Consider the following 22,124-nt stretch of genomic DNA (forward strand, 5'->3'; position numbering starts at 1 on the left):
GCCCGGATTGGGCCCAAAGACCACGGCCGAGAGTTTACCGATGACTGACACGACTGCCGCCGGATGGCGCGCGGATGCCGCCGCTGGCGCGCAGCGCAGCCTGCCCGAAGTGAATTCGACCATCAGAGTGCCCTTTGGCGGGCATTGGTCGCGGCGGCTCCTGGCCTTCCTCGGACCCGGCTATTTGGTTTCGGTCGGTTACATGGACCCCGGCAACTGGGCCACCGATCTCGCCGGCGGCTCGAAGTTCGGCTACACGCTGCTGTCGGTGATCCTGCTGTCGAACCTGATGGCGATCCTGCTGCAGGCACTCGCCGCACGCCTTGGCATCGTCACCGACCGCGACCTTGCGCAGGCCTGCCGCGCCAGTTTCTCGCGTCCCGTGAACTTCCTGCTCTGGGTGGCCTGCGAGGCCGCGATCATCGCCTGCGATCTGGCGGAAGTGATCGGCACCGCGATTGCGCTAAAACTTCTGTTCGGCATTCCCCTGATCGGCGGCGCGCTGATCACCGCGCTCGACGCCTTCCTGCTGCTGCTGCTGATGAACAAGGGCTTTCGCTTCCTCGAAGCCTTCGTCATCTCGCTATTGATCGTGATCGCGATCTGCTTTGCGATCCAGATCACCGCCGCCGCGCCGCCGGTCGCCGCGGTGCTGCAGGGCTTTATGCCCTCGACCGAAATCGTCACCAATCCGGAGATGCTTTACATCGCGATCGGAATCATCGGCGCCACCGTGATGCCGCATAACCTCTATCTGCACTCCTCGATCGTGCAGACCCGCGCGTATGAGCGCAACGACCAGGGCCGCCGCGAGGCGATCAAATGGGCGACCACGGATTCGACGATCGCCCTGATGCTGGCGCTGTTCATCAACGCCGCGATCCTGATCGTTGCCGCCGCTACTTTCCATGCCACCGGCAAGACCGAGGTCGCCGAGATCGGCCAGGCGTTTGAATTGTTATCGCCGCTGCTCGGGCTGGGCATCGCCTCGACCCTGTTCGCGGTGGCGCTGCTCGCCTCCGGCCTCAACTCGACGGTGACAGCGACGCTGGCCGGCCAGATCGTGATGGAAGGTTTTCTGGATCTGCGGCTGCCGAGCTGGGCGCGGCGGCTGTTGACCCGCGGCATCGCCATCGTGCCGGTCGTAATCGTCACCGCGCTCTATGGCGAGCGCGGCACCAGCCAGCTCCTGGTGTTCAGCCAGGTCATCCTGTCGATGCAGTTGCCGTTCGCGGTCATTCCGCTGGTCAAGTTCGTCTCCGACAAGCGCAAGATGGGCAAGTTCGTCATCCCGCGCTGGGTTTCAGCCATCGCCTGGATCGTCGCCGGCGTGATCGTCGCACTGAACGTGAAGCTGCTGTTCGAGACGTTCTTCGGATAGTGCCGCACTCCCGCTGTCGTCGCCCGACCTTGATCGGGCGACCCAGTACGCCGAGGCGTCTCATTTCATCACTGCTGTCTCTGGAATACTGGATCACCCGCCTGCGCGGGTGATGACAGGTGGCGTTGTGGTGACAGCCTAATCCTGCGGCTCGGACAGCATCTCGCCTGTCGCATCCACCCGCAGCCAGCCGGACGGCGCCAGCCGCTGCTGCGGCAGGAAGCGGCCCTTGTAGTCCATCTTCTTGGAGCCCTCGATCCAGTAGCCGAGATAGACGTAAGGCAGTCCCAGCCGGCGGGCAAGGGTGATGTGGTCGAGGATCATGAAGGTGCCGAGCGAGCGGCTCTGCTGCGACGGCTCGAAGAACGAGTACACCATCGACAGCCCGTCGCTGAGCACGTCGGTGAGCGCCACCGCGATCAGCTCCTCGCCGCGGCCGGTGATGCCGGTGTCGACGCCGCGCTTGCGGTATTCGACGATGCGGGTCTCGACATGGCTGTCTTCCACCATCATGGCGTAGTCGAGCACGGTCATGTCGGCCATGCCGCTCTGCGAGACGTTCTTCGGGTGAACATCGCTGTGAACGCACGAAAACGCGGCCATTTTATCCAAGATTGTAATTTATTTGTAGAACAATCGAAAGTAGTGATGACGAGTTGCAAGGGAGGCGCCATCGGGTGTATATGCCTGAGAAAATTGCTCGCCTAGGTAGGCGGAAACGTCCGGTCACGCATCGCGTTTCACCGTCCGAACGGTTCGAAGCCTACCCTGCATACCCTCAACGTGGAGGCCGGCGTTGAGTGAATGGCGAACAAGAGAAGATCCCGCGAAGCCGCGATGGGGCAAGCAGGACGAAGTAGATGCAAACCACGCAGGTTCCGGTTGATCTTCTGCATTGGGTATTGGCGGTCTTACCGATTATCGCACTGCTCGTATTTCTTGTTCCGCTTCGCTGGCGCGCTCCCGAAGCGGGACCCATGGCGATGTTCACCGCCGCCATCGTGGCGGTGCTCGCCTTTCGGACGCCGTGGGAGACGCTGGCAGTTGCAAGCGCGAAGGGCGTGTGGGACGCCGTCTTCATTCTGTATGTGATCTGGCCGGCGTTGTTGCTTTACCAGATCACCAAGCAGGCCGGCGCCTACGACGCGTTGCGAAAAGGCATAGCCAGATTCAGCCGCAATGACCTCTTCATCATTCTGGCGCTCTCCTGGGTGTTCGCGTCGTTCCTGCAAGGCATTGCCGGCTTCGGTGCCCCCGTTGCCGTGGTCGTGCCGCTGCTCATCACGGTCGGTGTAAAGCCGATCCATGCCGTGGCGATGGGCGTTCTCGCACATGCCTGGGCGAGGTTCTTCGGCACCCTTGGGGTCGGCTGGCTGGCACTGGTGCGAGTCTCCAATCTCGAAGACGTCGTTAGGGCCGCCTATGAGTCCGCACTGCTGATCCTCATACCGACCTATCTGGGCGGTTTCCTTGTCGTGTGGCTTTACGGCAAGGGACCGGCAGTGCGTCATGCGTGGCCGCTGGTACTGATCCTCGGCACCATTCTCGGCGTCGGGCAGCTTTTGACGGCCCTCTTTAGTCCCGAGCTTTCGACCTTCCTGGCCGGAGCCGTCGCGCTTCTCGCGCTTTATCCATTATCGCGCTGGAAGAAATACGGCGAGCCGATACCGATCGAGGAGATTCCAGAACGGCCGGGCATGATGGAAACACGGGGGAGCGAACAAAAAGAGGAGGCGCCGGTGATGAGCCTCTCGATGTCGTTCCTGCCTTATATTGTGCTGACGGCCGTGACCCTTGGCGTCCTCCTGATTCCGGCGATCAACGAATTGATGCGGCAGATTCAGGTCGGGCTGCCGTTTCCGGCCGTTGAGACCGGCTTTGGCGTCCAGAATGCCGCGGTCGAGCGCTATGCGCCCATTACGGTCTTTACGCATCCCGGCATGATGTTGCTGATCACCGCCGTGATCGTCTGGATTGTGTATAGCGCCGGCGGTTACTATCGCGCCTGGGCAACGCGCCACCAGCCGGAGAGCATCTGGGCCGCACTACTCGTCGATGCCGTGCCTGCTTCGGTGCCGGTGATCGCGTTCCTGGTGACGAGCCGTATCCTGGATCATAGCGGCCAGGTGTTGACTCTCGCCTACGGCATTGCCGCGGCGTCGCCGCCGCTGGTGTACGCCGGCATCGCCAGTGTTATCGGCGCGCTCGGCGCCTTCATGACATCCAGCAGCACCGCTTCCTGCGTGCTGTTCGGTGCTGTGCAGAGCAGCGTCGCTCAGCTGCACGGGATGTCCAAAGAGACCATTATTGCCGCGCAAGCGGCCGGCAGTGCCTATGGCAATGCAATCGCGCCAGCCAACATCGTGCTCGGCACAAGCATCGCCGGCGTAAAGGGCCAGGAGGGTGCGGTTCTGCGCATCACCATGCCCTGGACGGTCCTCGTTGCCGTCCTGACGGGCGCGGCAACGATCGCACTGGTTGTTTGGGCGCGATAGCGGAGGGCGCCATGGACAAAAAGCTGAAGGCCGAGACTCTCGCGCTGGTGCTTCTGCTCGCCGCATTCCCGATCACGAGTTGGGGCACGGCGGCCGGCAATTATCTGGTTTGGTGGATCGGCTTCCTCAATCTTGTCGCCGGCGGCGTGCTGCCCGTCTGGACACGCTACATGGATCACTCCGCCGACAGGATCAGGGACGTCGGCATGGAGTTCGATGACCGGACGTCGTAGCGCCCGCAAGGGCCGCGGTCGTCACGTTTGCGGCCGGAGAAATTGATGCCTTCGGCGGTCGCTGCTGAGTATCAGGAGGCGAAGATGAGTCATCCCAATGGCCCGCGCAGCGGGCGTCCCCCGACCTACGCGCCACACGGCGTGGTCTCAACGCCGCATTATCTTGCCAGTGCGGCCGGGCTCAACATGCTGCAGCACGGAGGTAGCGCCGTGGATGCCGCCATCGCGGCGAACGCCGTCCTTTGCGTTGTCTATCCTCACATGGCGGGATTGGGGGGCGATGGCTTCTGGTTGATCGCAGAGCCGCAAGCCGGCCAGGTCCATGGAATAAATGCAAGCGGGCCGGCCGCGCGCAAGGCAACGCTCGACTATTATCGCGCACGGAGCAAGGACAACGAGATTCCGGCGCGCGGCGCGCTGAGCGCTCTGACCGTCCCCGGCGCAATCGACGGCTGGCGTTTGGCGCATGAACGGTTTGGTCGGCTTCCCTGGGACAAGCTGTTCGACGCTGCCATTGAGTATGCACGCGACGGCATGACCGTTACCCGTTCGCTCGCCGACTGGCTGGCGCAGGACGAACCTATACTGGCCGCCTACGCGGCGACCGCAGCGATTTTCCTGCCCAACAAGCGCGTTCCTCGCGAAGGCCAACGTTTGGTGCAGGGCGATGTTGCCCGTTCGCTCCAGCAGATCGCCAGCCGGGGCCCACGGAAGGGCTTTTATGAAGGGGAGATTGCCGACCGCATCTGTGCGGGCTTGCAGCCCCACGGCTCACCGCTGACGGCCGATGACTTTGCCGCCTTCCACGCGGAATGGGTCGAGCCCATCACGGCCAGCTACCGTGGCTACGATGCATACGAACTACCGCCCAACACTCAAGGATTCACTGCATTGCAGATCCTCAAGCTGATCGAGGGTTACGATGTGATCGCTTGGGGGGACGGAACGGCCGACTATTACCACCACATGGCCGAGGCGGTTAAGGTTGCATTTGCCGATCGAGAGGAGTGGTTGACCGATCCGAATTTCGTGAAGATTCCGGTGCAGCAACTCATCAGCCCGGCTTACGTCAATGAGCGCCGGCGTTTGATCGATTCCGAGCGGGCGCTCGATGTCGGCAAGGTGCCGGCGGGTATCGCTTACGCCCATCCACACGAGCGGCGAGCGCCTGACGGCGACACGTGCTATTTCTGCGCCGCCGACCGCGACGGTATGGTCGTGTCGCTGATCCAGTCCATCTATCACGACTTCGGCAGCGCGATGATGGGCGGCGACACCGGCATCATCCTGCAGAACCGCGGCGCCTTCTTTGCGCTTGACGAGAAGCATCCCAACCATTTGCAGCCGGGCAAACGGACGTTCCACACCCTGATCCCCGCGCTGCTCATGCGGGGCGGCCAGCCCTACCTCGCGTTTGGATCGATGGGCGGCGAAGGGCAGCCGCAATCACAGGCCGCGCTCGCCACCCGCATCATTGATTTCGGCTATGACGTGCAGCAGGCGATCGAGGCGCCGCGTTGGCTGATGGGCCGCACGTGGGGTGTGCGGTCGCGCAATCTGTCGCTTGAAGGCCGCATCTCGGATGAGGTCGCCCGGGAACTGAAACGGCGAGGCCAGCCGGTTCAGATGGTCACCGATTGGAACGACAATCTGGGGCACGCACAGGCCATCCGCGTCAATCGCGATCAGGGGCACCTCGAGGGTGGAGCCGATCCGCGGGGCGACGGCGCTGCCTTGGGCTATTGATCGCGGCCGGACCATGAGGCGCTGGCAGTAATCGAACTGCGCGTCCGATGGAGCAAGTCACATGACGACGCAGATAATCATGACGCTGGCGATCATCGCCGCGGCCATGGTGCTCTTCGCGTGGAACCCCGTGCCCGCGGCGGTGGTCGCAGTCTGCGCGTCGCTGGCGCTGTATTTCACGGGCATACTAACGATGCAGGAAACCCTCGCCGGTTTTGGCGATCCGGTGGTCATTCTGATTGCGGCGTTGCTCGCGATCGGAGCGGGACTTGAAACAGCTGGAGTGGGCGCTTGGGCCGGTCAACTCCTGATTCGCCACACCGGCGGGAACGAAACGTGGCGCATGGTCGCCATCATGATCGTGGCTGCTGTCTTTAGCGGAATGATCGGCATGAACGGCGCGGTGGCAGCAATGTTGCCCATCATCGTGGTGGTCGCGGTGAGGACCGGCGTCGCACCGTCTCGCCTCATGATTCCGCTCGCATTCGCATGCCTGACCGGCTCCAAGCTGACCTTGCTGGGTACCCCCGTCAACGTGATTGCGGCGACGCAGGCCGACGAGGCAGGCGTGGGGCATATCGGCTTCCTCGAGTGGTCGGTGCTGGGTATCCCGCTCCTCGCGGGCACGATTGTCATTACTCTGTTCTTTGGGCGGTGGTTGTTGCCGGAAAGACGGAGTCTGTCGATCCCCTCCGATTTCAGCGCCCACGCACAAACCCTCGTCGAACAATACCGTCTCGAAGACGGGCTGCATCATCTTCGCGTTCGCTCGACATCACCCTATATCGGCAAGGCGCGTGCCGACGTCGACCTGAAGGACTATGTGGGCCTCCATCTGGTCGCTCTGCTGGAGGGCGATCGTGCGACCCCGCTGCAACGTGCAGAGATCGCCGAAGGTGACCTGGTGCTCGTCCGCGGTGATGCCGAGACGGCCGGGCGGTTTGCGCTCGATATGCACCTCGCCGTTCGCGAATACGAGAAGGCAGACCCCATTGCCGACGTGCTGCTTAGTCGCGCTTCCGGGCTGGCGGAAGTCGTTATCCCGTTGCGCTCCAAGATGATCGGACAATCAGTGTTCCCCGGGATGACGACGGAGGACGGCGATCTCATGATCCTGGCGTTACAACGAGGCGGCATCGAAATGCGCCGGGAGCCCGTTGCATTGCGCGCCGGCGATCACCTTCTGCTGCAGGGAACGTGGAAAGCCCTGGACAAGTACCTTTCCGATCCAAAGGTATTGGTCGTCGATTCCCCCGAAGTCGTGCAGAAGCAGGCTGTGGCTCTGGGCCAAGGCGCGCCCGCGGCGATTGCCATCCTGCTGCTGCTCTTCATCCTGCTTGCCTTCGAAATTGTTCCCCCGCCGATCGCCGCGGTGCTTTGCGCGGCCCTCATGGTTATTACCCGGGTATTGACGCTTCCGCAGTTTTATCGAGGCATCGACTGGAATACATGCATCCTGATCGGGGCGATGATACCGCCCGCGACCGCGATGACCAAAACCGGCGCAGCCGCCCTGATCGGAGACTATGTCGTTGGTGCGCTGGGCTTTGCCGGCCCGCTTGCCGTGCTGGCGGGAATCTTTCTGGTATCGGCAGTCATGACTCAATTCATTTCCAACACTTCGTCAGCGCTGGTCATGATGCCGATCGGCTTGGCCACCGCTTCTGAATTGGGCGTTTCTGCGCTTCCCATGATGCTGGGTGTCGCCATGGGGGCGAGCGCATCCTTCCTGACGCCTTTCGCCAATGGCGTAAGCCTGATGGTCTATGGGCCAGGAGGATACCGGTTCGGCGATTTTTGGAAGCTCGGCCTCATTGTCACGGCTTGGGCATTCGTCGTTACCGTGGTCGTCATTCCGCTTTACTGGGCGTTCTGAACGGCACCGAAGCACCCCTTGCCGAAGGGACTGGCCGCGGCAGATGATGCGATGGCCTGCGATGGCCACTCCCGCATTCAAGGCGGATGAGGGGGTCTCCCTAATCCTGCGGCTCGGCCAGCGCTTCGCCGGTAGCATCCACGCGCAGCCAGCCGGACGGCGCCAGCCGCTGCTGCGGGAGGAAGCGGCCCTTGTAGTCCATCTTCTTGGAGCCCTCGATCCAGTAGCCGAGATAGACGTAAGGCAGCCCGAGCCGGCGGGCACGGGTGATGTGGTCGAGGATCATGAAGGTGCCGAGCGAGCGGCTCGCCTGCGACGGCTCGAAGAACGAGTACACCATCGACAGCCCGTCGCTGAGCACGTCGGTGAGCGCCACCGCGATCAGCTCCTCGCCACGCCCGGTGATGCCGGTATCGACGCCGCGCTTGCGGTATTCAATGATGCGGGTCTCGACATGGCTGTCTTCCACCATCATGGCGTAGTCGAGCACGGTCATGTCGGCCATGCCGCCGTGGCGGTGCCGCTTGTCGAGATAGGCGCGGAACACCGAATATTGCTCGGATGTCGGCACCGCGCTGCGCTGCTCGCCGATGATGTCGGCGTTGCGGGCCAGAACCTTCTTGAAGTTGCGCGAGGGGCGGAATTCATTGGCGATGACGCGCACCGAAACGCAGGCGCGGCACTGGTCGCAGGCCGGACGGTAGGCGATCGACTGGCTGCGGCGGAAACCGCCATGGGTCAGGAGGTCGTTGAGGTCGCCGGCCTTGTCGCCGACCAGATGCGTGAACACCTTGCGCTCGTGCCGGCCCGGCAGGTAGGGGCAGGGCGAGGGCGCCGTCAGGTAGAATTGCGGGGTATCACGCGAGTGCTGGGTCACGTCGGGTCGTCACGCCTCCGAAACAAGTCAACCATAGCGCTTTCGAGCCCAGTAGACACCGGTTCCCGTTAAGAAAGCGCGTCAACGAATCAAAAACGCCGGCCCGGCCCCGGTTCATTTCAATTCGGGGACGGATCGGCTCTAGCATTGCGCTCCGAAGGCGGGCGGTCAATCGGTTTGCTGCTCGCTCAATAGCTGCTGCGCGGGGCGGGCGCTACCTGAGTACGGACCGAGCTGTTAACGATCACGGTTCCCAGGATCATGTCGTGCAACAGCCGGCGGCGGCCGTTGAACAGGCCGATCAAGAGTACCAGCGGCGTCAGGAAGGAGATCGAGACCCAGTACAGCACGGCATGGCAGGCGCCGAGCACGAAATAGCCCGGCGCGCCGTACCAGGTCCGCAGCTCCAGGTCCATGGCACGCATGCCCATGGTGGCCGAATGCGGGCCGCCGATCGAGGCGCCGTAATAGACGATCGCCCAGACGATGGTGGCCGGCCATGCCAGCCAGAACAGCATCCAGCCGAGGGTGAGCGTGATGATGCCGAACAGGAAGATGAAGATGTAGCCGAGGATCACGGGCACCGAGAGCACGACGATGTCGATCAGGAAGGCAAAAACCCGCCGCGTCAGCACGCCGCGAAACAGCTCCGGCTGCAGATCCGGATCGAACGCATGCGGCGGCACCCCGCCGTCGTTCCGCCAGGCGCCGCCAGTGTTGCTATAAGACATGATCCGTCCTCCAGGCCGAATGAATGCAGGGATCACATGGGAACCGGCAGGGTTCGCGCCAAGGCCCTGCGACCATTAACAGCGCGCAATATTCGAGTGCGAGCGGAACGGATCACAACGTTTCCGTCGTCCCTGCGAACGCAGGGACCCATAACCACCGCTGCACATTGTAGCAAAGGCAACTGGCCCCATCGTCTATTGATAAGCCGCGGCGTATGGGTCCCTGCGTTCGCAGGGACGACAGGGAAGACTTACCCTCCGGCCTTCAACCGCTCCGCCGCCTGCGGCGCAAAATACGTCAAGATCCCATCCGCGCCGGCGCGCTTGAAGCCAACGAGGCTTTCCATCATCGCGCGGTCGCCGTCGATCCAGCCGCTATTCGCGGCGCCGGCGATCATCGCGTACTCGCCGGAGACCTGGTACACGAAGGTCGGCATCGAGAACGTGTCCTTCACCCGCCGCACGATGTCGAGATAGGGCATGCCGGGCTTCACCATCACCATGTCGGCGCCTTCGGCGATGTCGAGCTCGACCTCGCGCAGGGCCTCGTCGGAATTGGCGCTGTCCATCTGGTAGGTGCGCTTGTCGCCGGTCAGCGTCTTGGCCGAGCCGATCGCGTCGCGGAACGGGCCATAGAAGGCGGAGGCGTACTTCGCCGCATAGGCCATGATCTGAACGTCGACAAAACCATTGTCGTCCAGCGCCTCGCGGATCGCGCCGACCCGGCCGTCCATCATGTCCGAGGGTGCGATGATATCGCAGCCGGCCTCTGCCTGCACCAGCGCCTGCTCCACCAGCACCGCCACCGTCTCGTCGTTGAGGATCTTGCCGTCCGCGATCAGCCCGTCATGGCCGTGGCTGGTGAAGGGATCCAATGCGACGTCGCAGAGCACGCCGAGGTTGGGGAATTCGTCCTTGATCGCGCGCACCGATTGGCAGACCAGGTTTTTAGGGTTGAGCGCTTCGGAGCCGTGTTCATCGCGCAGCGATGGCTCGGTATAGGGGAACAGTGCGATGCAGGGGATGTTCAGCTTGGCCGCGCGTTCGGCGTCGCGCACTGCCTGATCGACGGTGAGGCGGTCGACGCCGGGCATCGAGGGGACCGGCGTGCGAGTGTTGTGGCCGTCGACCACGAACAGCGGCCAGATCAGGTCGTCGGTGGTCAGCACGTTTTCCCGGACCAGCCGCCGCGCCCATTCCGCCTTGCGGTTGCGGCGGGGGCGGATCGTCAGGTCGAGCGGGTTGGAGGCGAGGGCGGTCTGCCGCCGCGGCGCGTCACGCATCTCGATCGGACGCCCGAATTTGATCGCCATGTGATGGGTACTCCTGAAGGCGCGGGTAAAGCTTTGTTCCAATTCTAGCACCTTGCGCCGGCCCCGTCACCGCGACCCGTTCGATCTCATCGGCAATTGATTTTGCCGCCCCGGCAGGCCAAGAGATGAGGCCATGAGGCCATTCCAGCACCCGTTGCGCCGCCATGCCGAGATCGGCGGCCAGGATATCCGCCAGGACAAGTGCCATGTCTGACATGTCGGCGCGCGATGCTGCGCGGGACAAGGCCAGGGACCGGGACGGCGCGATGTCCATGGCGGGCATGTCGTCGGAGCGGATCGAGTCCGACGAGAATGTGTGGACCCGGCGCCTCGTCACGTTCCTGCGCATCATGGCCGTCATCTCGATCATGAAGGGCCTGTATCACTGGGCGCAGGTCACCGGTTTCATCGGCGGCGAGGAGGAGGCGTTCGAGAACCAGTCGATGGCCTGGCAGACCGCGACGGTCTATTTCGCTGTCATCGAACTCGTCGCCGCCGTCGGGCTCTGGCTCGCCACGCCCTGGGGCGCGGTGGTGTGGCTCACCACCGTGGTGTCGATGGCGGTGATCGAGCTGATGTTTCCGGGGATCTATGGCGGCAGCCTGACGATCGTCGCGCTGGAAGCCGTGATGCTCGGTGCCTATCTCGCGCTCGCCTGGATGGCCGCGCGCGAACGCCCGCCGTAGGAGGCTTGCTTCAACCTGCACCGCGAAGAGCGGGGCGAGGGAGCAGCAGCGCCGCCCAACGTGTCAGTTTTCCGCCATAATCCGTCCGCGTGCAGAAATCGCGACGTCATCCCTTACAATTTTCCAAGATTTCGCCCGTTAACATTTCGCTCACGGTTAAGGGCCGTAAAGGTTCCACCACACTTATTACGCGAGAGTTGCCATTCCGGCCGCACCTGTTTCCGAATGCGACAACCCTTGCAGACGAAGCGTGAACATCGCGCTTCCAGCGTCAATGAAACATTGCAAAAGGCCTTGATCCGCCGGGCTTAATCCACAATTCACTCTGTTAAATTCATGATCTCTTTATTGTCTTATTTAAGCGGATGTTCAATCCGCCCCCTTAAGTTGAACCTATCAGGCGGGACAGAAGTTTCGTCGAAATAAGTCGAAAAACGACGACAGGGGAAGTGTCATGATCAAAGCCGTTGCAACGGCGGTGGAAACCGCTGAACGTTCTGCCGGTCAAACTGCCGTGCAGCCGCTCTATCTCGAAGCGTTGACGCTCGTGGAGCGTCTGCATCGCCGGCTGCTCGATGTCATCAAGGACGAATTCGATCGCCGCGGTCGCGCGGACATCAATTCGGTGCAGGCCTTGCTGCTCTATAATATCGGCGACAAGGAGCTGACCGCGGGCGAACTGCGCACGCGCGGTTACTATCTCGGCTCCAACGTCTCCTATAACCTGAAGAAGCTTGTCGAGCTCGGCTTCCTCGATCATCAGCGCTCGCGCGTTGATCGCCGTTCGGTCCGCATTCGCCTGACCCCGCAGGGCCAGGAGATCCGCAAGATCGTCGACGCGCTCTACCAGAAGCACGTCAAAACGGTCGAGCAGGTCGGCGGCATCTCGAACGAGGAGTTCGCGACGCTGAACAAGTCGCTGCACCGCCTCGAGCGGTTCTGGACCGACCAGATCCTGTATCGGCTCTGAGAAAAGCGTTGTGGCGCGTGGGGGCGCGCCATCAAACGTTTCAGGAGAAGACTTCAGTCCGCCTGAGGGCCAAGCCGGCCGTATCGACAAGACCGGCAGCCGACAAGCGGACAAATGAACTGGCAAGGCAGTAAGCCTTGCTCAAAGCGCATCGGCGCCGGTCTTCCGGCACCGGTGCGTTTTGCTTTTTGCCCGCGAAAGCGGCGTGCATGGGGCATCGGCGCTGGCCCGTTTCGCAAATCCGGATTGACGAGCCTTCGACGGCCCGCCCATAATCCCCGAAAATAAAGGCGTCACGCGCGTAGCGGCCGCAAGAGTCGTGACGGCTTGATGCCCAAATGGGGAAAACGGGCTTGTCGGCATCACGGCGTCCCATGTTCGGCGAGCAACAGCGCTTCGTGCTGCTTCTGATCGCGCCGGCTGCGCTGCTGCTGCTGTTGTTTCAGGTCGTGCCGATCGTGATCGGCGCCAATGCCAGCTTTCGCGACTGGGCGCTCTATAATCCCAAGAAGACCTGGATCGGCTTCGACCATTACGCGGCCGTGATAACGGATCCCGCGTTTCTTTACGTCGTGCTGCCGAATACCTTCCTGTTCATGATCCTCAGCGTCGCCGGCGCGCTGGTCGTTGGGCTCGCGCTGGCGCTGCTGCTCAACCGTCCGTTTCGCGGGCAGAAGCTGGTGCAGACGATCCTGCTGGTGCCGCTGATGGTGGCCCCCGTGATCGCCGCGATCATGATCCGCTGGATCTTCAACGACCAGTTCGGCATCGTGAATGTGGTGCTCGAGGCGATCGGCCTCGAGGGCCAGCCCTGGCTGGTGCAGCGCTGGAGCGCGTTCGGCGTCATCCTTTTGACGGACATCTGGCTGTGGACGCCGTGGTTCACGCTGCTGCTTCTCGCCGGCCTGCAGAGCCTGCCGAAGGAGCCGTTCGAGGCCGCCGCCATCGACGGCACCTCGACCTGGCGCGTGTTCCGCTATTTGACGCTGCCAATGTTGCGCCCGGTGATCGTGGTCTGCGTCGTGATCCGCGCCATCGACGCGTTCCGCACCTTCGACATCGTGTGGACCTTGACGGGCGGCGGACCGGGCCGCTCGACCGAATTGTTCAGCCTCTATGCCTATGTCCACGCCTTCCTCAACCTCGATCTCGGCCGCGGCTCGGCAGCGGCGATCATCGGCGGGCTGATCATCCTCGTGATCGGCATCGCGCTCTATCGTCTCGTCGACCGCATCGCAAAGGCTTGACCCGATGGCCATGGTGACCCGCCCACAATTCCTGCCATGGCTGCCCGCAATGGGACACAAGACGCTGTTCGCGCTCGCAGTTGCCTTCATCTGCTTCGCGTTCGCCTTTCCGGTACTGTGGCTGATCCTGACCTCGCTGCGGCCGGAATCCGGCGTCTATTACGTCCACCGCGGCACCGAGTTCACGCTCGGCAGTTTTGCCGAAGTGCTGAGCGACGAGCGGATCGTTGCAGCCTTCCTCAACAGCGCGCTGATCGCGACGCTTGCCACCGGGTTCTCGCTGCTCGTCACCGTATCGAGCGGCTACATGCTGTCGCGCTTCACCGGGCCGGCCTCGCGGCTCTGGTTCGGGACCATCTACGTGTTCCGCTGCGTGCCCTACATCTCCTGGGTGCTGCCGCTCTATTTCGTGACGCAAAGCTGGGGCCTCTACGACACCTATACCGGGCTGCTGCTGCCGCACGTGGCCGTGCACATCTGCTTCTTCTCCTGGCTGATGAAAGGCTTTTTCGACGGCATCGATCCCTCGATGGAATATGCCGCCATGATCGACGGCTGCACCCGGTGGGGCGCCTTCATCCGCGTCGCGGTGCCCTCGGCGCTTCCGGCGATATCGGCGCTCGCCGTGCTGTGCTGGCTGTTCACCTGGAACGAGTTCCTGTTTGCGCTGATCCTGACCGGTAACCGCGTGCCTGTCATCACGGTGGTGATGGCGCAGTTCGTCACCGAGATGGGGCTGCGCTGGAATCTGATGGCGGCGACCGCCGTGCTGGCGCTGGTGCCGGCCTTCCTGATCGCGCTGTTCGGCCAGAAATACGTGATCAGGGGACTGAGGATCTGACGGAAGGAAAGACCAAGCCTAGGCAACGAAACAACGACAAAAACAGGAGGAGAGGCGATGCAGGGACTGGCAAGATGGTTGATGGCGGCGGCCGCGGCCCTGGTGGCCGTAACAGGCAGTGCCGCCGCACAGGTGAAAGAGCTGCGGATCGGCTATCAGCCGAGCCCGATCCAGGACGCTTCGATCGCGATGTTCGAGGCCTGGGGCGCCAAGAACGGCGTCAAGATCGTCAAGGTGCCGAACTCCTACGGCGTCTACGTCGAGAAGATGACGGCCTCGCTAACCTCGAACGCCGACCAGTACGACGTCATCTGGCACAATGACGATTGGGGCCAGACCTGGGCGCATCTGCTGGAACCGATGGACGACGTCGAGGCCAACAAGTTTGGCTCCAAATGGAGCATGTCGCCCATCGTGTTCGCCAATGCGCAAGGACAAAATACCGTCGTGCCGATGGGCCAGACCTTCAGCGTGTTCTTCTACCGCTCCGATCTCGTCAAGCCGGAGGAGGTGCCGAAGACGCTCGAAGAGCTCGTCACCGTGAGCAAGAAGCTTCAGGCCGACGGCAAGGTCAAGTTCGGCTATGTCGGCGGCATGTCGATGAACCACTCCTGGTTCTCCTGGTTCTGGTCGATGTGGGCCAATAATTGCGACGTCCTGCTGCCGGCCTATGAGCGCGACAACAAGAAGCTCGCCGAAGCCGGCTGGAAGTCGAGCCTGACCGATCCCTGCATGCAGAAGACGGTTGAGTACTGGTGGGACGCGATCAACACCCACAAGATCGTGCCGCGCGGCATGCCGGCCTATGACCGCAACGAAGCCAACGCCATCTTCATGGCTGGCGACGCCGCATTCACGGTGGCCGATACGTTGTGGTGGGGCACCTTCAACGATCCCAACAAGTCGAAGGTCGCAGGCAAGATTGCCGCCGCGCGCTTCCCGCTCGGCCCCGACCGGAAGAAGCCGTTTGGCTGGGACGACATCTGGGGCTGGGCCATCCCGAAATCGATACCGGAAGAGCGCAAGAAGCTCGCCAAGCAGATGCTGAATGCGATGATGCTGGACGAGGAAGGCCAGACCAAGCTGTTCAAGTCGACCGGCGCGCCGCCGCCCAATACGACATTCTGGCCGAAGATCGCCGAGCAGGATCCCTTCATGAAGCTGCTCAAGGAAGCGGTACTCGACTCTCCGGACAAGGTGCGCGGCGCCTATTACTTCCCGCAATGGCCCGCCGTGCACAAGGCGTTCAACGACGCCGTCACCAAGGCGGTCACCGGCAAGCGCGAGGACATCGCAAAAGTGCTCGCCGAGAATGCGCCGCTGGTCAGCAAGGCGGCACAGCAGTGAATGAGCGAAGCCCGCTGCGTGACTTGCGGCGGGCTTGTTTTGAATAGGCATCAGGTTGGCTACGGCGGGGCAATGGCAGCAATTTCACTGAGCAAGCTCAACAAGCATTATGGCTCGCTGTTCCACGCCGTGAAGGACGTCGACCTCGAGATATCAGACAAGGAGTTCGTGGCCCTGGTCGGCCCGTCCGGCTGCGGCAAGTCAACGACGCTGCGCATGATCGCAGGGCTCGAGGACGTCACCAGCGGCGATATCCGGATCGGCGACCGGTTGGTCAACCACCTGCCGCCGCGCGACCGCGACGTCGCCATGGTGTTCCAGAACTATGCGCTCTACCAGCACATGAGCGTCTATGACAATCTGGCGTTCGGCCTGCGCAACAAGAAGACTGCGGAAGCAGAGATCAAGGCGGCGATCGACCGCGCCGCCGGCATGCTCGGGCTGCATGATCTGCTCGAGCGCAAGCCGAAACAGCTCTCCGGCGGCCAGCAGCAGCGCGTCGCGCTCGGCCGCTGCATCGTGCGCAACCCGCAGGTATTCTTGTTTGACGAGCCGCTGTCGAACCTCGACGCCAAGCTGCGCGCGCAGATGCGCATCGAGATCAAGCGGCTGCATGCGGAGATTCCGACCACCTCTGTTTTCGTCACCCACGACCAGGTCGAGGCTATGACGCTGGGGGACCGCGTCGTCATCATGCGCGACGGCAGGGTGCAGCAGATCGGCACGCCGCTCGAGGTCTATGGCAAGCCGGCCAACAAGTTCGTCGCCGGCTTCATCGGCGCGCCCGCGATGAACTTCATCGAGATCACCGTCCGTAGCGCGGCTGGTGTGACGTCGATCGAGGCGGAGGGCCTGCGGCTGACGGTCGGGCTTGCGGATGCGTCCCTGCTCGCGCCCTATAGTGGCCGCCGGGTGATCATGGGGCTACGGCCGGAGCATCTCCTGCTCGGCAACGGGGCGCCGGGCCTTGGTTTCGACGCCCGCGTCGAGGTCGTCGAGCAGCTCGGCTCCGAGATCCTGCTGGAGACGAGGGTGGGTGGCGCCAGCATCACCGCCGCCCGCGTGCCGGCAGAAAGTGCCGTCGCCCGCGGCGATCAGGTCCGCCTTTCGGCGCAGACCGGCCGGTTGCATTTCTTCGATCCCGAGACCGAACTGCCGATTGCCAGATAAATTCCGGGTTATTTTCATGGAAATTTCCAAAGGCGGGGAATTTCCAAGTAAAATCAGCGAATGCACCCACCGTTATCCCAGTACCCGGGTTCCAAAAAAGTGGAACCATCCAGCACCGTTGCGCATTGTCGGCCCGGCCATAAAACGGGTGAGGGGCATGCTCGTCGAACGCGGGATCCAGGTGATGAATTTTGAGGTGGTGGGCGATGCCTACGCGATAGCCTCAAACTACCTGCGCAAGACCGGCGCCATCACCCACAGCATGGTCACGGACGAGCGGTTGCTCAGGATCATCATCAGGATGTTTCAGCACGGCGAATACAACAGGCTCAAGCTAGCCAACAAGGCGATCGCCGAATTCGAAGCGCGCGTAGCGGCCTGACCGTATCATCCGCATTACCCCTGCATCAGGAGAAATTTCCATGGAAGCCGCGATCGACCGGATCATGCAGACCTATGACCTGCTGCTGAACTGCAGCAAGGCGGCGAGCGATGAGGCGCGCGCCAAGGTCACCGCCTATCTCACCACGCTGGTCGAGGCCGGCGAGAAGGATCCGCACCGCCTCACGGTGTGCGGGCTGACGTATTTGCGCCAGCTCGACGGCAGCAACGATCCGGTGAAGGCGGGGTATACGGGCTTGTAGCGGAAGGGCGCTCAGCCGCGGCGCTGCGAAGGCGACAGCGCTGATCTCGATCCTGCTGTGGCTCTGTGCCGTCTGCGCGGGGCGCCTGATCGGCTATTTCTGACGAGGGCCGCCGCCATGGGCCTCATGCATGTTGCGATCGTTGCATTGCTCCTGTTTGGCACGGCAGGGACCGCCGCCGCCGATCAGGCGGCCGATGCCTGGAGCGCGCTGCGCGCAGGCGCTCATGTTGCGCTGATGCGTCATGCCGACGCGCCGGGTGGCGTCGGCGATCCACCCGGCTTCCGCGTCGAGAACTGCGCCACCCAGCGCAACCTCAGCCCGAAGGGAAGGGCGGATGCGGAGAAGATCGGATCGCAGCTCAAGCAGGAGGGGGTTGCGTTCGAAAAGATCGTCAGCTCGCCGTGGTGCCGATGCGTGGACACGGCCAAATTGCTCGATCTCGGGACGGTCGAGACCGAGCCGACATTCGGCAACGTCGTCGTGCTACGCGATCAAAGGGAAGCGCTGACAGCGGGCGCCCGTGCGCTCATCGCCGGATGGAAGGCGCGCGGAAACCTGCTCGTCGTCACGCACGGCGCGAACATTTTCGCGCTGACCGGCGTCTCGCCGGCGAGCGGTGAGATCGTCATCGTCAAGGGCGGCAGCGATCGCGCCGCCCCCGTCGGCCGGCTGCTGCTCGATTGAGCCAGCTTAACACTACCGCGCGTCGGCTCTCGCGACCTTACCGCGGTAGCGGTTCCAGTTGGCGATGACGGCTTCGTATCTGCCAGGCTTGGCGGCCGCCACGGCACCCGTCTTGTCGACAGCTGCCTCGTGGATGACGTCGTCAGAATAAATTGCAAAGTATCCCAGAAGCCCGAAGACCATCATGCCGTAAATCAGGAAGGACGTTATCAGCCAGCGTCGCGTACTGGCTCGATGCTTCTGCTGTGGCAATGAGCTTTCCATGTCGGGAAATCCATCTGTCAGCCCCAGGGGTTTATGAACCCGCCCAGGACATTGCGCTGTGAACTGGATCACGTAGAGCCGATTTCAACGATGGCCGTTTAAGGCGGCGAGCGCAGCCGCGCGCTTAGTTTCGCTTCGCCGAATAGACCAGCGACTGATCGTCATACTCGTCGGTTGCAAGCCTGTTCACGTCACCGGCCAATTCGCTGACCGAAATTGTGCCGGCAGGTGCGTTCGGATGGTGCTTCGATGGCAGCGGCCGCGAGGTGACAGCCGTTACGGCGACGGCCAGCAAAGCGACGGCTACGAAACTGATGATCGTTCGATGCTTCGTCATTGGGAAACCTCCGTCCCCCAGCCCTTGATGTACGTCAGCGGCATCGCACGGCGGTTCAACGCCGGGTCAAATAAATGAGCGTCAGGGTTCATGTCAGAATTGCAGGTCCGCTTGATGTGAGCGGGCACTGTCCGTGCGGGTAACCATGTCACACCAAGCGGCAATTGAGACACACCCGGTTGCCTATGCGAGTGCCAGCTGATTTCGCGTGCAAAGCGCGATTGCGGATGGTGGCTTGCGACAAATCAACCCGACGGGCAAATCACTTCTGATTTTCAGAAGTGATGTCAAGTCGAGAATTTCTGGGAATCAGAAATATTGTGCTTCCATTCTGACCCAAATCGGCGGCATAACTGCGCCCGTCTCACCGCGAGATGAGGGGCGTTGGCCATCGTCACTGACGCGCGGGGAGATGCGATGGACGCCGAGGCCGTAACTGACGAGTGTGGCTGACGCGTACGGTGAAGTCGTGTGGTTCTGGCGCCGTGGTGCTGGCGTTAAGTCCGTTGGAAGCGAAAGCTGCTTGCGGGCGACGGAGGCAAAAGAGCCGTTCTCCGGGGAGAGCACGAAGTAAGCCGTAAAGCCATTGCGCAGGGAAGGCCGGGATGCTCCCGCCGAACCTGTATGCTCGTGTGCACCGCTTGCTATACGCAACAGCACACGAGACCGCGGGTGCGGCGCGCACCCGGTCTTCCCTGCGCCCTCATTTCGATGGGGGCAAATAAGATGCAAACCTCGGGCAATTCGTGTCGCGGGAACGCCGCCTCACACTCAGTCGTCGTCCTCCGCGAAGGCGGGGGACCCAGTATTCCAGAGACGCCAATGATTGAACCGATAAGCCGCGGCGTACTGGATCCCCGCCTTCGCGGGGATGACGATCGCGTGTTGGGGCGCTACCTCAGCGTCATTGCGAGCCACCCGGTCGGCGCGAAGCGCCGCCGGATGACAGGCTCCGCATCCATCGCGCAGCACGATGGATTGCTTCGCTACGCGCGCAATGACAGTCTCACGGGAGCCGTTTATGCTCCAACAACAACCCGAGGAAACCTCATGCTCACGCTTCATCACCTCAACGACTCCCGTTCGCAGCGAATTCTCTGGCTGCTGGAGGAGCTCGGCACGCCCTATGAGATGAAGCGCTACCAGCGCAACGCCGAGACTCGGCTGGCGCCGCCGGAATTGAAGGCGGTGCATCCGCTCGGCAAGTCACCTGTTATCACCGACGGCGACAGGACGATCGCGGAGTCCGGGGCGATCGTCGACTACATCATCCGCCGCTACGGCCAAGGAAAAGATGGACCCGCGATGATGCCGGAGGCGGGGAGCGCCGACTACGAGGCCTACAACGAGTGGTTGCATTATTCGGAGGGTTCGGCGATGCTGCCGCTGATGCTCAATCTCTATGTCGGGCGGTTGAAGGAGGCGGGCGCACCGCTGCATCCGCGCATCGACAGCGAACTGGCCAACCATCTCGGCTATGTCGACGCCGCGCTGAAGGGCCGCGACTTCTTCGTCGGGCCGTCGCTATCAGGGGCCGACATCCAGATGAGCTTTGTCGGCGAGATGGCCAAGGTGTTTGGCAAGCTGGAACCTTACCCGAACCTTGCCACCTGGCTGGAACGCATGCACGCCCGGCCGGCGTTCCAGCGCTCGATCGCCAAGGGCGGGCCGTATCGCTTTGCGTAATTTCCCCGATGTCGTCCCGGCGAACGCCGGGGCCCATACGCCGCGGCGGCGGAAAGGGGCACCTTGGCAGACGTCCCGCCGCCGGTGGCTCTGGGCCTCGGCTCAAGGCCGGGGCGACGATGGGAGGGGGCTTCCACCCCACCATATGTTGCATAAATATCAGCCGGATACCGCAAACCCTTGGCCATTCCGGCCCGGATGTGGTATCTCGCAGGCTTCTTTCGACCGCCACACCAGACCCGCCCGCTTCGCCCCTAAGGGCCTGCGGCGGTGGAGATATTTCGCCCAATGACCTCCAGCGCCAAGACCGCCTCTGCACCCGACTCGTTCTTTACGGCCACGCTGGCCGAGGCCGACCCGGAAATCGCCGCCGCGATCAAGGGCGAGCTCGGCCGCCAGCGGCATGAGATCGAGCTGATTGCGTCGGAAAACATCGTCAGCCGGGCCGTGCTGGAAGCGCAGGGTTCGGTAATGACCAACAAATATGCGGAGGGCTATCCGGGCGCCCGCTACTATGGCGGCTGCGAATGGGTCGACGTCGCCGAGACGCTGGCGATCGAGCGCGCCAAGAAGCTGTTCGGGGCAGGGTTCGCCAACGTGCAGCCGAACTCCGGCAGCCAGATGAACCAGGCGGCGTTTCTGGCGCTGCTGCAGCCCGGCGACACCTTCATGGGCCTCGACCTTGCCGCCGGCGGCCATCTCACCCACGGCTCACCGGTCAACATGTCCGGCAAGTGGTTCAAGGCCTCGCACTACACGGTACGGCGCGAGGACCAGATCATCGATATGGACGAGGTCGCCAAGCAGGCCGAGCAGGTGAAGCCCAAGCTGATCATCGCTGGCGGCTCGGCCTATTCGCGCGCCTGGGACTTCAAGCGCTTCCGCGAGATCGCCGACAGCGTAGGCGCCTATCTGTTGGTCGACATGGCGCATTTCGCCGGTCTCGTCGCCGGCGGCGTTCATGCCTCGCCGGTGCCGCACGCTCACGTCACGACGACCACGACGCATAAATCGCTGCGCGGCCCGCGTGGCGGCCTGATCCTCACCAATGACGAAGCGCTCGCCAAGAAGCTGAATTCGGCGATCTTCCCTGGCCTGCAGGGCGGTCCGCTGATGCACGTCATTGCCGCCAAGGCGGTGGCGTTCGGCGAGGCGCTGCGGCCGGACTTCAAGGTCTACGCCAAGAACGTCGTCGAGAACGCCAAGGCGCTGGCGGAAACGTTGCGCGGCCACGGCCTCGACATCGTCTCCGGCGGCACCGACAACCATTTGATGCTGGTCGACCTTCGGCCGAAGGGGTTGAAGGGCAACGTCTCGGAGAAGGCGTTGGTACGCGCCGGCATCACCTGCAACAAGAACGGCATCCCGTTCGATCCCGAAAAGCCGTTCGTCACCTCGGGCCTGCGTCTCGGCACGCCGGCGGCGACCACGCGCGGCTTCGGCGTTGCCGAATTCAAGCAGGTCGGCGGCATGATCGCCGAGGTGCTCAACGCGCTGGCACAGTCGGAAGACGGCAAGGCACCGCTGGTGGAAGCCGCGATCAAGGAACGCGTGAAGGCGCTGACCGACCGCTTCCCGATCTACCAGTAAAGG

Annotated in this window: 22 protein-coding genes and 1 pseudogene; 16 read left to right on the forward strand and 7 right to left on the reverse strand. The window is 62.8% G+C overall.

Annotated features, from left to right (window positions below; all coding sequences use genetic code 11):
- Positions 1–40 precede the first annotated feature (40 nt).
- Complete coding sequence (locus QA643_RS18195; protein ID WP_283034455.1) at positions 41–1,381, forward strand: Nramp family divalent metal transporter; 1,341 nt, start codon at positions 41–43, stop codon at positions 1,379–1,381.
- Between the two features lie 138 nt (positions 1,382–1,519).
- Here QA643_RS18195 and QA643_RS18200 read toward each other — a convergent pair.
- A pseudogene (locus QA643_RS18200) lies at positions 1,520–1,927 on the reverse strand (arginyltransferase); the annotation flags it as partial.
- Positions 1,928–2,241: 314 nt separating this feature from the next.
- Between QA643_RS18200 and QA643_RS18205 the strand changes: the two are divergent.
- The 4 genes from QA643_RS18205 to QA643_RS18220 all read left to right on the forward strand — a co-directional run bounded on the left by QA643_RS18205 (position 2,242) and on the right by QA643_RS18220 (position 7,731).
- The gene (locus tag QA643_RS18205) at positions 2,242–3,876 is read left to right on the forward strand and encodes an L-lactate permease (RefSeq protein WP_283034456.1); all 1,635 of its coding nucleotides are present in this window, start codon (positions 2,242–2,244) and stop codon (positions 3,874–3,876) included.
- An 11-nt stretch (positions 3,877–3,887) separates the two neighbouring features.
- Entirely contained in the window at positions 3,888–4,109 is a 222-nt protein-coding gene (locus tag QA643_RS18210; RefSeq protein WP_283034457.1) for an EmrB/QacA subfamily drug resistance transporter, read from the forward strand.
- Between the two features lie 45 nt (positions 4,110–4,154).
- Positions 4,155–5,855 (forward strand): gamma-glutamyltransferase, encoded by a 1,701-nt coding sequence (ggt, locus tag QA643_RS18215; protein ID WP_283034458.1) that lies wholly within the window; start codon positions 4,155–4,157, stop codon positions 5,853–5,855.
- A gap of 61 nt (positions 5,856–5,916) precedes the next feature.
- Positions 5,917–7,731: an SLC13 family permease gene (locus tag QA643_RS18220; RefSeq protein ID WP_283034459.1), complete on the forward strand. Its 1,815-nt coding sequence runs from the start codon at positions 5,917–5,919 to the stop codon at positions 7,729–7,731.
- 100 nt (positions 7,732–7,831) lie between these two features.
- Here the strand turns inward: QA643_RS18220 and QA643_RS18225 are convergent, their stop codons facing one another.
- From QA643_RS18225 to QA643_RS18240, 4 genes are all read right to left on the reverse strand, one after another.
- Complete coding sequence (locus QA643_RS18225; protein ID WP_283034460.1) at positions 7,832–8,608, reverse strand: arginyltransferase; 777 nt, start codon at positions 8,606–8,608, stop codon at positions 7,832–7,834.
- 188 nt (positions 8,609–8,796) lie between these two features.
- Positions 8,797–9,339 carry an RDD family protein gene (locus tag QA643_RS18230; RefSeq protein WP_283034461.1) on the reverse strand — a complete coding sequence of 181 codons (543 nt, stop codon included), beginning with the start codon at positions 9,337–9,339 and terminating at the stop codon, positions 8,797–8,799.
- A gap of 251 nt (positions 9,340–9,590) precedes the next feature.
- On the reverse strand, positions 9,591–10,652 hold the full coding sequence (hemB, locus tag QA643_RS18235) for a porphobilinogen synthase (protein ID WP_283034462.1): 1,062 nt from the start codon (positions 10,650–10,652) through the stop codon (positions 9,591–9,593).
- Positions 10,615–10,860 (reverse strand): hypothetical protein, encoded by a 246-nt coding sequence (locus QA643_RS18240; protein WP_283034463.1) that lies wholly within the window; start codon positions 10,858–10,860, stop codon positions 10,615–10,617. Before QA643_RS18240 ends, hemB begins: the two co-directional genes overlap by 38 nt.
- On the opposite strand from QA643_RS18240, the gene QA643_RS18245 reads away from it, so the two are divergent.
- The 9 genes from QA643_RS18245 to QA643_RS18285 all read left to right on the forward strand — a co-directional run bounded on the left by QA643_RS18245 (position 10,859) and on the right by QA643_RS18285 (position 18,244).
- Complete coding sequence (locus tag QA643_RS18245; protein WP_283034464.1) at positions 10,859–11,338, forward strand: DUF6163 family protein; 480 nt, start codon at positions 10,859–10,861, stop codon at positions 11,336–11,338. The genes QA643_RS18240 and QA643_RS18245 overlap by 2 nt on opposite strands.
- A gap of 454 nt (positions 11,339–11,792) precedes the next feature.
- Positions 11,793–12,308: a MarR family winged helix-turn-helix transcriptional regulator gene (locus tag QA643_RS18250; protein ID WP_283034465.1), complete on the forward strand. Its 516-nt coding sequence runs from the start codon at positions 11,793–11,795 to the stop codon at positions 12,306–12,308.
- Between the two features lie 353 nt (positions 12,309–12,661).
- Positions 12,662–13,555 carry a sugar ABC transporter permease gene (locus QA643_RS18255; RefSeq protein WP_283034466.1) on the forward strand — a complete coding sequence of 298 codons (894 nt, stop codon included), beginning with the start codon at positions 12,662–12,664 and terminating at the stop codon, positions 13,553–13,555.
- Positions 13,556–13,559: 4 nt separating this feature from the next.
- Entirely contained in the window at positions 13,560–14,396 is an 837-nt protein-coding gene (locus QA643_RS18260; RefSeq protein WP_283034467.1) for a carbohydrate ABC transporter permease, read from the forward strand.
- Between the two features lie 57 nt (positions 14,397–14,453).
- Positions 14,454–15,743 carry an extracellular solute-binding protein gene (locus tag QA643_RS18265; RefSeq protein WP_283034468.1) on the forward strand — a complete coding sequence of 430 codons (1,290 nt, stop codon included), beginning with the start codon at positions 14,454–14,456 and terminating at the stop codon, positions 15,741–15,743.
- Positions 15,744–15,815: 72 nt separating this feature from the next.
- Positions 15,816–16,913 (forward strand): sn-glycerol-3-phosphate ABC transporter ATP-binding protein UgpC, encoded by a 1,098-nt coding sequence (gene ugpC, locus QA643_RS18270; protein ID WP_283034469.1) that lies wholly within the window; start codon positions 15,816–15,818, stop codon positions 16,911–16,913.
- Between the two features lie 157 nt (positions 16,914–17,070).
- Complete coding sequence (locus QA643_RS18275; RefSeq protein ID WP_283034846.1) at positions 17,071–17,295, forward strand: hypothetical protein; 225 nt, start codon at positions 17,071–17,073, stop codon at positions 17,293–17,295.
- A gap of 40 nt (positions 17,296–17,335) precedes the next feature.
- The gene (locus QA643_RS18280; RefSeq protein ID WP_283034470.1) at positions 17,336–17,557 is read left to right on the forward strand and encodes a hypothetical protein; all 222 of its coding nucleotides are present in this window, start codon (positions 17,336–17,338) and stop codon (positions 17,555–17,557) included.
- 117 nt (positions 17,558–17,674) lie between these two features.
- Complete coding sequence (locus QA643_RS18285; RefSeq protein ID WP_283034471.1) at positions 17,675–18,244, forward strand: histidine phosphatase family protein; 570 nt, start codon at positions 17,675–17,677, stop codon at positions 18,242–18,244.
- A gap of 12 nt (positions 18,245–18,256) precedes the next feature.
- Here the strand turns inward: QA643_RS18285 and QA643_RS18290 are convergent, their stop codons facing one another.
- A complete protein-coding gene (locus QA643_RS18290) occupies positions 18,257–18,508 on the reverse strand; it encodes a hypothetical protein (RefSeq protein WP_283034472.1) in 252 nt (83 codons plus the stop codon).
- A gap of 124 nt (positions 18,509–18,632) precedes the next feature.
- Positions 18,633–18,845, reverse strand: coding sequence for a hypothetical protein (locus QA643_RS18295; RefSeq protein ID WP_283034473.1), 213 nt, complete (start codon positions 18,843–18,845; stop codon positions 18,633–18,635).
- Between the two features lie 1,050 nt (positions 18,846–19,895).
- Here QA643_RS18295 and QA643_RS18300 point away from each other — a divergent pair.
- Both QA643_RS18300 and glyA read left to right on the forward strand, forming a co-directional pair.
- On the forward strand, positions 19,896–20,531 hold the full coding sequence (locus QA643_RS18300; RefSeq protein WP_283034474.1) for a glutathione S-transferase: 636 nt from the start codon (positions 19,896–19,898) through the stop codon (positions 20,529–20,531).
- 288 nt (positions 20,532–20,819) lie between these two features.
- Positions 20,820–22,121: a serine hydroxymethyltransferase gene (glyA, locus tag QA643_RS18305; protein ID WP_283034475.1), complete on the forward strand. Its 1,302-nt coding sequence runs from the start codon at positions 20,820–20,822 to the stop codon at positions 22,119–22,121.
- Positions 22,122–22,124 lie beyond the last annotated feature (3 nt).

The organism is Bradyrhizobium sp. CB3481 (assembly GCF_029714305.1).
In the GTDB taxonomy this organism is placed as follows: Bacteria; Pseudomonadota; Alphaproteobacteria; order Rhizobiales; family Xanthobacteraceae; genus Bradyrhizobium.